Genomic DNA, 13,128 nt, shown 5'->3' with positions numbered 1-13,128 from the left:
ACATTTAGCTAAAGATCTTTTCGATACTCTATATCGTCTTTTAAAGTAACCACTTAATAGAAACAGAAGAAAAGGGGGATATCCCCCTTTGTCTCTTAAACGTCTAAATTCTTTACGTAATGAGCATTGTCTTGAATAAAGTTTCGTCTCGGTTCAACACGATCACCCATGAGCATATCAAACACTTCATCCGCTTCAATAGCATCCTGCAATTCTACCTGCAACACTGTACGTGATTCAGGATCCATCGTTGTTTCCCATAGCTGCGTTGGGTTCATCTCTCCAAGACCTTTGTACCGCTGAATACCAGGCTTAGGGTTTTTCGGAATCTCATTTAAGATGACATCAAGCTCACGGTCATTATAAGCGTAAGTCACTTTTTTTCCTTGAGAAATCTTATACAAAGGTGGTTGAGCAATATAGACATAGCCGTTTTCAATTAGCGGACGCATATAGCGATAGAAGAATGTTAATAGGAGCGTTCGAATATGCGCACCATCAACATCAGCATCAGTCATGATGATCAGCTTATGATATCGGGCTTTTGCTAAATCAAAATCTTCTCCAATCCCTGTTCCTAGTGCCGTGATAATGGCTCTAATCTCATTGTTTGAAAGGATTTTATCTAGACGCGCTTTTTCCACATTAAGAATTTTACCTTTCAAAGGCAGAATAGCCTGGAAGTGACGATCACGCCCCTGCTTTGCAGATCCGCCGGCTGAATCACCCTCAACGATATAAATTTCTGAGATCGATGCATCTTTAGATGAGCAATCCGCTAACTTACCAGGAAGTGCACTTACTTCAAGTGCTCCCTTTCTTCTTGTTAACTCCCTTGCTTTCTTTGCTGCAGCACGTGCTCTTGAAGCCATAAGGCCTTTTTCAACAATTTGCTTTGCAACGAGGGGGTTTTCAAAAAGGAAAGTAGAGAACTTCTCTCCAAAGATTGATTCGGTAATTGTACGAGCTTCCGCATTTCCAAGCTTCGTTTTCGTCTGACCTTCGAACTGCGGATCAGGATGTTTAATCGAAATGATTGCTGTTAGTCCTTCACGAACATCGTCACCTGTCAGGTTTGGATCCGTTTCACGGAACAAGCTATTTTTACGTGCATAGTCATTAATTACGCGAGTAAGAGCCGTTTTAAAGCCATACTCGTGACTTCCACCTTCATGGGTGTTGATGTTATTTGCAAACGAATAAATGTTACTTGCAAATCCATCATTATATTGAACGGCAATCTCCACAGAAATCCCTTCACGTTCACCTTCCACAAAGATTGGTTCTTCGTGTAGAGCTTCTCGAGAACGATTCAAATGTTCTACGTAAGACTTAATACCACCCTCATAATGGTATTCGTTGCGCTTCGTTTCTTCAGGACGCTTGTCCTGTGCAACAATCATTATTCCGCGATTTAGGAATGCAAGCTCTCTAAGGCGGTGAGCAAGAATATCAAATTCATACTCTATTGTTTCAGTGAAAATCTCGGTATCTGGGATGAAGTGAATCGTTGTACCTGTCACATCACTTTCCCCAATCACCTTAAGGTCTTCATCAGGTACACCGCGCGTATAGCTCTGATAATAAACCTTTCCTTCACGCTCTACTGTAATTTCAAGCTTAGAGGATAAAGCATTTACTACAGATGCTCCTACACCGTGCAGACCGCCAGATACTTTATATCCGCCGCCACCAAACTTACCGCCGGCATGCAGTACGGTCATAATAACTTCAACTGCAGGACGTCCCATTTTTTCTTGAATTCCGACCGGGATCCCTCGTCCATTATCTTCAACCGTAATACTGTTGTCCTTCTCAATACTTACAGTAATTTGAGAACAGTATCCTGCAAGGGCTTCATCAATACTGTTATCGACAATTTCCCATACAAGATGATGCAGTCCACGGCTACTAGTTGAACCGATGTACATACCTGGGCGTTTTCGAACCGCCTCAAGTCCTTCAAGGACCTGAATCTGACTTTCATCATAACTTTCTTTATTAGACTGTTGCTCTAATGTCATATTGTTCACCTACATTTCTCTATCAAAGATAGACTCAATTCAGCTTGCTGATGATCAGACAACCTGGTTTTAAGATGATTCTCCATTTGATGTAACTTCCACACTGTCTGAGATTGTGTATGCTCGTCTTTTTAGTGTGAGTGAAGATAAAGGAGACAAATAGACCGTATCAGTCGTGATAACGATGGATTTCGTTAAATCACCACCGATGTCTTCTACTAGCCTGTCTTTTTGATGGCGATGCAAAAATTCACTCGTGATCTCTGCTTCCTCCATAACTTGCCAATCAAAGATTCCTACAACATCTCTCGATTGGACGACAACGTCCTCTCCTAAGTGTATAAACAACACTTCACCTCATTTCACCTTTTCGATTAGTCCTTCTTGAACTTGAAAAGTCGTCGCTTTTTCAAGCGTTTCATGATGGATGCCTTCAACGCTCGTTGTGGTCACAAACGTTTGAACTTTTCCTTGAATTGTATTTAAAAGATGAGACTGTCTAAAGTCATCTAACTCTGACAGTACGTCATCGAGTAGAAGTAAAGGATATTCGCCTACTTCACTATGAATTAATTCAATTTCAGCGAGTTTCAGGGATAAAGCAGTTGTTCGCTGTTGTCCCTGGGATCCATACGTTTGAACGTCCTTTCCATTTACAAAAAACGACAAATCATCTCGGTGCGGTCCCGCGAGCGTGACGCCACGCTCAACTTCTCTCTCTTTAATTTTATCAAACTTTTCCTTATATCCATCTACTATTTTCGACAAATCCGTTGGTTCTGATACCTCAACCGTCGGATTATAATGGATTTCGAGTTTTTCTAGTCCTCTACTAATCCCATAATGAATTGGTTCAGCCCATTGTTGCAGGAGTTGAACGAATCTTACTCGTCGTAAATAGATATTCGCAGCTGCTTCTATTAATTGTTCGGTCAAAATATCAAGCATGACATAATCAGGCTTCTTTTGATATCGCATCGTCTTCAATAAGCTGTTTCGCTGCTGAAGAAGTTTAAGGTATCGTCCCAGATGATAAAGATAAACGGGTTGAACCTGACCAATCTCAATATCAATAAACCTTCTGCGCACGCCAGGATTACCTTTAACTAGATTGAGATCCTCTGGTGCAAACATGACGACATTCATGGCACCAATATAGTTGCTAAGCTTCTGCTGTTCCAATTGATTTAGCTTGGCTTTTTTACCTTTTTGGGAAATAACCAGTTGGAGGGAGAGGGGACCATTTCGTTTTTCAATTCTACCTTCTATTTTAGCATATTCCTCGTCCCAATTGATTAATTCTTTATCTCTTGGTGTACGATGGGACCTCGCCATAGCAAGGACATAGATGGCTTCCATGATATTTGTTTTTCCTTGCGCATTCTCGCCGAGAAAAACATTTACGTTATTTTCGAACTGAAGTTCTTGCTTATGATAATTACGATAATTCGTTACTTTTAATGTGTTTAGATGCAACGGGAAACCCCCATTCAGCTAGATACAACAAACTCTCCTACGCCAGGAATCATAACGGTATCCTTGTTGTAGAGTTTTCTGCCACGTCGGTCTTCTAATTCTCCGTTTACATAGACCTCATACTCTGACAGGAACCACTTTGCCATTCCGCCTGTATTGATCACTCCTGCTTCTTGAAGAAGTTGTCCAAGAGTGATGAATTCTTTAATTAGTTTAATTTCATTCACGTTCGTTCACCTCATTTTCCTCCTGCTCCATCTTACTATATAGAGTCTGAAGGATGACAATAGTTTATTATAACTCTTTTTTTATTATAACGCATGAATAATCGCATGGAAATTTCATAATTAGCTAAAAAAAAGAAAGCCACTGGAAGGAAAACTTCTCAGTGGCCACAGGTAACACCTTGCTAGACTTTAATAAGTTCGGACAGGGAGGATTAACTGCATAATCGCAGCACCTTCGATTGGTTTAATTAAGAAAGGCCTCATAGCCCCCGTGAAGCTAATATTTACTTCGTTAGAGTCCATTGATCTTAAAGCATCCATCATGTATTTTGCACTAAATGAAATCTTAAGTTCCTCACCATCAAAAGAATGTGATTGTACTTGTTCTATAACTTTCCCAATTTCAGGCGAATTTGAAGAAATCTCTAGTGTTGACTCTTCAAGGCTAGCGAGTTTTACTACGTTATTTCTTCCTTCTCGTGCTAATACGGATGCACGATCGATTGCTTGTAACAATTCTTTTGCAGAAACTGTTACGTTTGTTTTACTTTCATTTGGGATCAATCGGCTTGTATCTGGATAGTTCCCATCAAGAAGTCTTGAGAAGAAAAGAATGTGATTTGATTTGAACAATATTTGATTTTCAGTAACCGTAATATCAACAAGTTCTTCGTTATCATCGATGATTTTAGAAAGCTCACTTAGACTTTTCCCAGGAATCACTACATTTGAAAACGAAAGGTCATTACCATTTGGTTCAACTTTAACTGAACGGAGTGCAAGTCTATGACTATCTGTAGCAGTACAGTTAAGCTCGCCACCTTCTAGCTTCCAGTTTACACCTGTTAACACCGGTCTAGTTTCTGATGTAGAAACAGCAAATACAGTTTGCCTAATAATGTTTTTTAGTAAGTCTGCCTGGATCTGAAAACCTTCTTGTGCTTCCACTTCAGGTAAACGAGGGTATTCTTCAGGATCCAAACCGTTTAAGTTAAATTCTGAAGAACCTGAACGGATTCTTGTTGTTAAACTATCGTGTACTTCGATCTCAACTTGATCACCTGGTAGCTTTTTAACGATATCAGAAAAGAATCGAGCTTGAAGTACGATACTTCCCATCTGAGAGATTTCAACAATTTGTTTATCATTTTCTTCTGAGGGAATGAAACATTCGATTGAAATATCTGAGTCAGAACCTGTTAACGTTACGCCTTCATCACTTGCTACAATTTTAATCCCCGTAAGAATAGGTATCGTTGTTCTTGAAGACACTGCTTTCATTACATCAGATACGCTTGATACTAGATAATCTCTTTCGATCTTGAAACGCATAATTTACCTCCTAAATAAATGACCCAGATTATATAATTATTACTTAAAAAAAGTCGTAGTCTTACTAGTAGGGGCTGTGAATGTGTGGATAAGTGTTCACAAACCCATAACGAACAAGTTATCCACCTGTGGATAGTGTGTTAGTAACTGTTCATAATTGTACACACTCTATTAACTACTATCCACAAAAAGAGACTTATCCGTTTTTTAGTTGTTCGACGATATCTTGTAGTTTCTTTTGAAAAGCTTGATCAGAATCCACTAGTTTCGAGATCTTCTCATGTGCGTGAATGACGGTTGTATGATCTCTTCCACCAAATTCTTCTCCGATTTTTGGAAGCGAGAAATCGGTAAGCTCTCTCGAAAGGTACATGGCAATTTGACGAGGAAATGCAACAGATTTTGTTCTTTTCTTCGCCGCAAAGTCTTCGAGTTTTACAGAAAAATGATCTCCTATGACAGTTTGGATATCATGAATCGTAATCACCCTTGGTTTTGAAGATGGAATAATGTTTTTTAACGCCTCAGCTGCAAGGTCTGCATTCATATCTTGATTAATCAATGAAGAATAGGCCACTACGCGTATGAGCGCACCTTCAAGTTCACGAATGTTGGTGTCAATTTGATTGGCTATATAGAGCATCACTTCATTTGGAATATCAAGACCTTCTGCTTTTGCTTTCTTTCTAAGAATAGCAATCCTTGTTTCCAGGTCAGGCGGCGTAATATCAGTAATCAGTCCCCACTCAAATCGTGATCGAAGTCGATCTTCTAGTGTAGGGATTTCCTTAGGTGGTCGATCACTTGAAATAACGATTTGTTTACTTTCTTCATGAAGAGCATTGAATGTATGGAAAAACTCCTCTTGCGTTTGTTCTTTTCCTGCCAGGAATTGAATATCATCAATCAGTAGTACATCTACATTACGATACTTGTTTCGAAAATTAACGGTTTTATTATCTCGAATCGAATTAATAAATTCGTTTGTAAACTTTTCCGATGATAAATAAACCACCTTTGCATTCGGATTATGCTCAATAACATAATGACCAATAGCATGCATTAAATGGGTTTTTCCAAGCCCAACTCCTCCATATATAAATAGCGGATTATACGCTTTGGCTGGTGCTTCCGCTACGGCTAAAGAAGCAGCATGCGCAAATCGATTTCCAGATCCAATAACAAACGTATCAAACGTGTATTTTGAATTAAGCACACTTTGAGGGTGTTCTTCTTGAGCTGGATTTCCCTTAGGCTTTTTTTTCATAGCTTGTTCTAGATCCAAATCAGCATCGGACTGATTTTGGGGAATAATGAACTTAGCTTGTAATTCACTTCCGGTCAGCTCAAGCAACGTTTCCGTTATTAAACTTGAATATCTTGACTCAAGCCAGTCTCTAGCGAACTCGTTGGGGGCAGTAATAATAATCGTGTCGCCTTCCATTCGGTTTGCAGAAGTAGACTTGAGCCAGGTTTCGAAGCTTGGCTTGCTTAACTTTTTTTCGATTTCGGATAGAGCCTGTTGCCAGAGATCCGTGATGTTATCCAACGAAGTCCCTCCTTTTGTTCAAAAATATCTAACTAGGGCAAACCGGTTTACTTCTATTGATGATACTTAGCTCAATAGGTAGCCTGCATTTTCACCCAAATAAAAACAGGCTGTAATCGCTGACGATAGTCGCCTAATGTGCCAACGTACAACCTTTGTACAATCATTTGAATATTCACGAATAATTATACTGTCCACAGTATCGAAGTGGATCATATAATATAGAAGAAAGTCGAATTATCGACTGTGTTCACACCGTTGTGGATACGATGAATAACAGCTCTTAATAACTGTCCACACTTTTATCCACAGACTGTGGATTAGTTTTATGGTCGCTAATCTTATTCACGAGTTAAAACACAAATATCATAACAAAAGAATAGCTTGTTTGCAATGTTTTTCAAGTGGTTATCCACAGAGGACATATCTTGTGGATTTAAACTGTCCACAGCACTAGATTTTGTGTAGAAGCTGTCGATAACTGATGTGAATAAGTGAAAAGTGTCGAATATAGTTATCCACACAACTATTTGTAGACCTTTCGTTGATGATTTTAGGACAAGTTCAAGAGGTGGATCTATCTGGTGATTTGATATTGAGATTTGAAAGAGATAGGTTGAAATTTTAATTAAACTTGACAATTACCCTCCTCTTTTCTTATAATTACTTGGACTGTCTTTATACAGTTTATCCTCAGGGAGGTGTAATAGAATGAAAAGAACGTTTCAACCAAACACACGTAAACGTAAAAAAGTTCACGGTTTTCGTGCACGTATGAGCTCAGCTAACGGACGCAAAGTTCTTGCTCGTCGTCGCCGTAAAGGTAGAAAAGTATTGTCTGCATAGACCACTGATCATCAGTGGTCTTTTTTTAAGATAAGGTTTATAATATGCTTATCCAAGTAACACTGGGAGTGTGCGGATTGAACAGCAACTACCGGATTAAAAAGAATTCTGAGTTCCAGAACGTTTTCAAGAATGGAAACTCAACTGCAAACAGACAATTTGTTGTGTACGTATTAAAGCGAAATGATCAACCTCAATTTCGACTCGGTCTTTCAGTAAGTAAGCGGATCGGCAATGCAGTTACAAGAAATCGTGTGAAGAGACTCGTAAAAGAATCCTTCCATCAATTGTCCGATCAAATTAAATATCCTTATGACTTTGTCGTTATTGCTCGAAAACCTACTTCAGAGATGAGTTTTGAAGAAGTAAAGAGTAGCTTAATTCATGTGCTGAACCGAGCTCGTGTATTAAGAGGAGTGAAACAGACTGGTAAAGGAAGGGATGCTAAATGAAAAAGCTGGCTATGATGCTAATTCGCGTCTACCAGAAATTCATTTCTCCATTAACTCCTCCTTCCTGTCGTTTCTACCCTTCTTGTTCTCATTACAGTTTCGAATCCTTTCAGAAGCATGGGTTTATAAAAGGATCCTGGTTGACGGTGAAAAGAATTTCGAAATGCCATCCATTTCATCCTGGCGGCTTTGACCCCGTTCCAGATAAGAAGAAATAACGGTATGCTTTAACTACATAAATTTTGTCGAGATATGATTGCAAGGAGGATGAAGCGTGAGGAAAAAACTAACCCTCGCATTTCTATTAATTGGTCTCGTTGCGGTCCTTTCAGGCTGTAACATTAACGAGCCAGTTAACGCAGAAAGCACAGGATTTTGGACGGAATATATCGTTTATCCACTATCCATGACCTTAACGTTTTTCGCCGATTTAACAGGTGAAGGAAATTACGGTCTCTCAATTATTATTGTAACGATCTTAATTCGACTTCTCTTGCTTCCATTAATGATCAAACAAACGAGAAGTTCAAAAGCGATGCAGGAACTGCAGCCAGAAATGCAAAAGCTAAAAGAGAAATATAGCAGTAAAGACCAGAAAACGCAGCAGCAGCTTCAACAAGAAACGATGCAGCTATTCCAACAGAATGGGGTTAACCCGCTTGCGGGTTGTTTACCAATCTTAGTACAAATGCCGATTCTATTAGGTTTTTATCACGCGATTATGCGTACACAAGCAATTGAAACGCATACTTTCCTCTGGTTTAGCCTTGGAGAGCCAGATATCATCCTGGCACTCACTGCAGGTATAACGACATTCATTCAACAAAAAATCATGATGGGTAGCGGCGGAACGGTGCAGCCTCAAATGAAAATGCTCCTATACGTTATGCCGATTATGATTATTGTTTTTGCAATTAACTTCCCTGCAGCACTTGCATTATACTGGGTTGTAGGTAACATCTTTATGATTGCGCAAACTTACTTTATTACGAAACCTACCATTAAAACCGCTGATACGAATACGGGGGGAGCGAAGAAGTGAGAAGCGTTACGGTAACGGGGAAAACGATTGAAGAAGCCATTAAAGATGCGCTGAATCAAATCGGGACTGTTCAAGAGAATGTTGATGTTGAAGTGTTAGACGAGCCTAAAAAAGGATTTTTAGGCTTTGGAGGAAAGCCCGCCCGCATTAAAGTTAGCGAGAAACCTGACATCATGGAGCAAACAAGGGCTTTTTTAGAAAAAGTCATCCGCAACATGGGAGTTGAAGCCAGTATAGAAGGTAGAAGAGAAGATCGCGATCTTTTCTTTACGCTATCTGGTGAAAAAATTGCGATTGTGATAGGGAAACGTGGCCAAACTCTTAATTCTCTACAATATTTAACAAATCTTGCCGCAAATCGATTTTCTGACCGATTTGTCCGGGTGGTTCTCGATGCTGAGAACTACCGTGAAAGACGTGAAGATACGCTAAAGAAACTGGCGGATCGTCTTGCAGACAAAGCGATGGTTACGAAAAAGGATATACAGCTAGAACCGATGCCGTCGCTTGAACGAAAAGTGATTCATCTTTATCTTAAAGATAAAAAAGGGATTACAACTCACTCAGATGGAAAAGATCCGCACCGCCGTGTGGTCATTGTTCCACGTAATAAGTAACATGAAACCTTCGGGCAAGTAGCCCGAAGGTTTTTTTGAGGAACAAGGGTTATGTTGTTAATTGACTGTTTTTCGTACTTCTGTCTGATGTAGTTAGGATAAGCATCGTTATTTCTTTTTTTATAAAAATGGGTTACACTAAAAGGTATTGTGGATTAGTCTGTCGCATTTGAGCTGATAGTTATCCACTGTGGATAATTGGTTAAACTAATAGTACTTATTAATAGAAATAGACGTTAAATAAAAAGACAAAGTGTGGATAGAGAGGTGAATGTAAGTGGAATATGAAACAATTGCTGCGATATCGACTCCAATGGGTGAAGGAGCAATTGCGATTGTCCGACTTAGCGGAGAAGAGGCCATAAAAATAGCTGATCGGTTATACAAAGGAAAGCAGCGGCTTGAGTCTGTTGATACACATACGATTCACTATGGGCATTTGATTGATCCAGATACGAAACAAGTTGCCGAAGAAGTAATGGTTTCGGTCATGCGAGGACCTCGTACATTTACGAAAGAAGATATTGTTGAAATCAACTGTCACGGAGGGCTCGTTTCTGTGAATCGTGTCCTTGAATTAGTATTACGAAGTGGAGCTCGTCTTGCAGAACCAGGTGAATTTACTAAGAGAGCTTTTTTAAACGGTCGTATCGATTTATCGCAAGCAGAAGCTGTGATTGATTTGATAAGAGCGAAAACTGACCGTGCGATGAACGTTGCTTTGAATCAGATGGAAGGACGTTTGTCGACATTAATTGCGTCTTTAAGACAGCAATTGCTCGAGACGGTTGCACATGTTGAGGTAAACATCGACTATCCTGAATATGATGCAGAGGAAATGACGAAGGACCTTCTCTCGACTCAATTAAAAGAAGTAGAAAAGGAGATTGCAGGGATTCTCGTAACTGCAAGGCAGGGGAAGATTTTGCGTGAAGGTCTCTCAACCGTTATTGTTGGACGACCGAATGTTGGAAAGTCTTCTTTGTTAAATAGTCTCGTTCATGAAAATAAAGCGATCGTAACAGATGTACCCGGAACGACGCGGGACGTTATTGAAGAATATGTTAATGTAAGAGGCGTGCCGTTACGACTCGTCGATACAGCGGGGATTCGAGAAACAGAAGATCTTGTCGAACGAATTGGTGTTGAGCGTTCAAGGGAGCGTTTGAAACAAGCTGATCTTATTCTACTTGTGCTAAATTATAATGATGAACTAACCTATGAGGATGAGAAGCTTTTCGAAGCTGTTAAAGGTATGGATGTCATCGTTATTATTAATAAAACAGATCTTGATAAGAAACTTGATTTAGACAAAGTGAAAGAGTTAGCAGAAGAACATCCAATGATTACAACTTCTCTTAAACATGAACAGGGCGTGGATGAACTAGAACAGTCCATTTCAGAACTGTTTTTTGCAGGTGAAGTTGAGTCGCAGGATTTAACATATGTATCAAATTCTCGTCACATCGCTTTACTGGAGCAGTCTCGAAGAACGCTTGAAGACGCGTTAGAAGCAGTTGAGGCAGGAATGCCCGTTGATATGGTGCAGATTGATATTACGCGTACCTGGGAGATTCTTGGAGAAATTATTGGTGATACCGTTTCTGATAGTTTGATCGATCAGTTATTTTCACAGTTTTGTCTTGGGAAATAAGAAGATTAAAGGAGGAATACGGCAATGGGTTACAAAGCCGATTCTTATGATGTTATTGTCGTTGGCGCAGGCCACGCAGGTGTGGAAGCAGGACTTGCTTCAGCAAGAATGGGTGCCAAAACACTCATGCTTACACTTAACCTGGATTCTGTCGCTTTCATGCCATGTAATCCTAGTGTAGGAGGCCCTGCAAAAGGAATTGTTGTAAGGGAAATCGATGCACTTGGTGGAGAAATGGGCCGTAATATTGATAAAACGCATATACAAATGCGTATGTTAAACACGGGTAAAGGACCTGCTGTACGCGCACTGCGTGCTCAGGCTGATAAAGTGCTCTATCAAAGTGAAATGAAAAGAACAATTGAAGAGCAAGATAATCTCACTCTTCTGCAAGGAATGGTTGAGAAACTGATCGTGGAAGATGGGATCTGTAAAGGCGTTATTACGAAAACGGGTGCAGAGTATGAAGCGAAATCTGTTGTGTTAACAACAGGTACGTTCATGCGTGGTCGCGTCATTATTGGTGATCTTTCTTATGAAAGTGGGCCAAATAACATGCAGCCATCCGTTAACTTGTCTCACCATTTAGAAGAGTTAGGCTTTGAAATGGTTCGTTTTAAGACAGGAACTCCGCCGCGTGTTAATAATAAATCAATTGATTATAGTAAAACTGAAATTCAGCCTGGAGATGAAAAACCTCGTGCTTTTTCATATGAAACGACTGAATTTATTACAGACCAGCTACCGTGTTGGTTAACGTATACAGGAGAAGAGACGCATAAGCTGATCAACGATAACCTTCATCGTTCTCCAATGTACTCAGGTATGATTGAAGGAACAGGACCACGCTACTGTCCATCGATTGAAGATAAAATTGTTCGCTTTAATGATAAACCGCGACACCAGATCTTCCTTGAACCAGAAGGACGCAACACAAAAGAAGTTTATGTGCAGGGTCTATCCACAAGTCTTCCAGAAGACTTGCAGCAGAAAATTCTTAAAACCGTACCTGGACTCGAGAATGTTGAAATGATGCGTGCAGGCTATGCTATTGAATATGATGTAGTTGTTCCAACACAATTATGGCCTTCACTTGAAACGAAGACAGTTAAAAATCTCTTTACTGCAGGACAGTTAAACGGAACTTCAGGTTATGAAGAGGCTGCAGGGCAAGGGATTATGTCTGGTATTAATGCTGCAAGGAATGCACAGGAGCGTGAAGCGGTGATTTTGGATCGCTCACAAGGATACATTGGGGTTATGATCGATGATCTTGTGACAAAAGGAACGAACGAGCCGTATCGCCTGTTAACTTCACGTGCGGAATATCGACTTCTTCTTCGTCATGATAATGCTGACTTAAGATTAACAGAGCTTGGATATGAGATTGGTATGATTCCGAAAGAACGCTATGACCGGTTTATGGCTAAGAAAGAAATGATTGAGCAAGAAATGAAGCGTCTTGAGAAAGTTGTCATTAAGCCGAGCGAACAAGTGAATGCAGTGCTTCCAGAGAAAAGTACGGAATTAAAAGAAGCCATGCATGCCGCTAATCTATTGAAGCGACCAGAAGTAACGTATCAAGAGATTCATCAACTTGCTCCAGCTGATTATGATATTCCCGAGGATGTTGCAGAACAAGTTGAAATCCAAGTGAAATACAGCGGTTATATTAATAAAAGTCTGCAACAGGTTGAGCGCATGAAGAAGATGGATGAGAAGAAAATTCCTGATGGTATTGATTATTATGCGATTGGTGGCCTTGCGACGGAAGCGAAGCAGAAACTTGACGAAGTTCGTCCTCTATCAATTGGTCAAGCTTCCCGCGTTTCAGGAGTTAATCCAGCTGATGTATCGATCTTACTTGTGTATATTGAACAAGGTAAAATCGCTAAAATTGCAAAATAAC

General features: G+C 40.0%; 13 protein-coding genes. 7 read left to right on the top strand and 6 right to left on the bottom strand.

Going from position 1 to position 13,128, the window contains the following annotated elements; genetic code table 11:
• Nucleotides 1-95: 95 nt before the first annotated feature.
• The 6 genes from gyrB to dnaA form a co-directional block, all read right to left on the bottom strand.
• Nucleotides 96-2,024, bottom strand: coding sequence for a DNA topoisomerase (ATP-hydrolyzing) subunit B (gene gyrB / locus ATG70_RS18115; RefSeq protein ID WP_098445632.1), 1,929 nt, complete (start codon nt 2,022-2,024; stop codon nt 96-98).
• Nucleotides 2,025-2,093: 69 nt separating this feature from the next.
• Nucleotides 2,094-2,372: an extracellular matrix regulator RemB gene (remB, locus tag ATG70_RS18110; protein WP_098445631.1), complete on the bottom strand. Its 279-nt coding sequence runs from the start codon at nt 2,370-2,372 to the stop codon at nt 2,094-2,096.
• A 9-nt stretch (nt 2,373-2,381) separates the two neighbouring features.
• Nucleotides 2,382-3,500: a DNA replication/repair protein RecF gene (gene recF / locus ATG70_RS18105; protein WP_098445630.1), complete on the bottom strand. Its 1,119-nt coding sequence runs from the start codon at nt 3,498-3,500 to the stop codon at nt 2,382-2,384.
• A gap of 14 nt (nt 3,501-3,514) precedes the next feature.
• Nucleotides 3,515-3,727, bottom strand: coding sequence for a S4 domain-containing protein YaaA (gene yaaA, locus ATG70_RS18100; RefSeq protein WP_098445629.1), 213 nt, complete (start codon nt 3,725-3,727; stop codon nt 3,515-3,517).
• Nucleotides 3,728-3,916: 189 nt separating this feature from the next.
• Nucleotides 3,917-5,059 carry a DNA polymerase III subunit beta gene (gene dnaN, locus ATG70_RS18095; RefSeq protein ID WP_098445628.1) on the bottom strand — a complete coding sequence of 381 codons (1,143 nt, stop codon included), beginning with the start codon at nt 5,057-5,059 and terminating at the stop codon, nt 3,917-3,919.
• 196 nt (nt 5,060-5,255) lie between these two features.
• Nucleotides 5,256-6,608 (bottom strand): chromosomal replication initiator protein DnaA, encoded by a 1,353-nt coding sequence (gene dnaA, locus ATG70_RS18090; RefSeq protein WP_098445627.1) that lies wholly within the window; start codon nt 6,606-6,608, stop codon nt 5,256-5,258.
• A gap of 711 nt (nt 6,609-7,319) precedes the next feature.
• Between dnaA and rpmH the strand changes: the two genes are divergently transcribed.
• From rpmH to mnmG, 7 genes are all read left to right on the top strand, one after another.
• Nucleotides 7,320-7,454 (top strand): 50S ribosomal protein L34, encoded by a 135-nt coding sequence (gene rpmH, locus ATG70_RS18080; RefSeq protein ID WP_048311109.1) that lies wholly within the window; start codon nt 7,320-7,322, stop codon nt 7,452-7,454.
• Nucleotides 7,455-7,531: 77 nt separating this feature from the next.
• Complete coding sequence (rnpA, locus tag ATG70_RS18075; protein WP_142329598.1) at nt 7,532-7,906, top strand: ribonuclease P protein component; 375 nt, start codon at nt 7,532-7,534, stop codon at nt 7,904-7,906.
• Complete coding sequence (gene yidD, locus ATG70_RS18070; protein WP_098445624.1) at nt 7,903-8,124, top strand: membrane protein insertion efficiency factor YidD; 222 nt, start codon at nt 7,903-7,905, stop codon at nt 8,122-8,124. Before rnpA ends, yidD begins: the two co-directional genes overlap by 4 nt.
• Nucleotides 8,125-8,180: 56 nt before the next feature.
• Complete coding sequence (gene spoIIIJ / locus ATG70_RS18065; RefSeq protein ID WP_098445623.1) at nt 8,181-8,948, top strand: YidC family membrane integrase SpoIIIJ; 768 nt, start codon at nt 8,181-8,183, stop codon at nt 8,946-8,948.
• Nucleotides 8,945-9,565, top strand: a complete 621-nt coding sequence (gene jag, locus ATG70_RS18060) for an RNA-binding cell elongation regulator Jag/EloR (RefSeq protein WP_098445622.1) — start codon at nt 8,945-8,947, stop codon at nt 9,563-9,565. Before spoIIIJ ends, jag begins: the two co-directional genes overlap by 4 nt.
• A 277-nt stretch (nt 9,566-9,842) precedes the next feature.
• Nucleotides 9,843-11,219: a tRNA uridine-5-carboxymethylaminomethyl(34) synthesis GTPase MnmE gene (mnmE, locus tag ATG70_RS18055; RefSeq protein WP_098445621.1), complete on the top strand. Its 1,377-nt coding sequence runs from the start codon at nt 9,843-9,845 to the stop codon at nt 11,217-11,219.
• Nucleotides 11,220-11,243: 24 nt separating this feature from the next.
• A complete protein-coding gene (gene mnmG, locus ATG70_RS18050; protein WP_098445620.1) occupies nt 11,244-13,127 on the top strand; it encodes a tRNA uridine-5-carboxymethylaminomethyl(34) synthesis enzyme MnmG in 1,884 nt (627 codons plus the stop codon).
• Nucleotide 13,128: the final 1 nt, after the last annotated feature.

It is taken from the genome of Bacillus sp. es.036, assembly GCF_002563635.1.
Classification (GTDB): Bacteria; Bacillota; Bacilli; order Bacillales; family Guptibacillaceae; genus Guptibacillus.
The sequence above is the reverse complement of the archived record's forward strand: the minus strand, read 5'-3'. Positions and strand labels throughout refer to the sequence as shown.

Bases quoted from the DNA above. Each gene is read 5' to 3' on its own strand.
- dnaN (WP_098445628.1), bottom strand. From the start codon at position 5,059: ATGCGTTTCAAGATCGAAAGAGATTATCTAGTATCAAGCGTATCTGAT.
- gyrB (WP_098445632.1), bottom strand. From the start codon at position 2,024: ATGACATTAGAGCAACAGTCTAATAAAGAAAGTTATGATGAAAGTCAG.
- rpmH (WP_048311109.1), top strand. From the start codon at position 7,320: ATGAAAAGAACGTTTCAACCAAACACACGTAAACGTAAAAAAGTTCAC.
- mnmG (WP_098445620.1), top strand. From the start codon at position 11,244: ATGGGTTACAAAGCCGATTCTTATGATGTTATTGTCGTTGGCGCAGGC.
- yidD (WP_098445624.1), top strand. From the start codon at position 7,903: ATGAAAAAGCTGGCTATGATGCTAATTCGCGTCTACCAGAAATTCATT.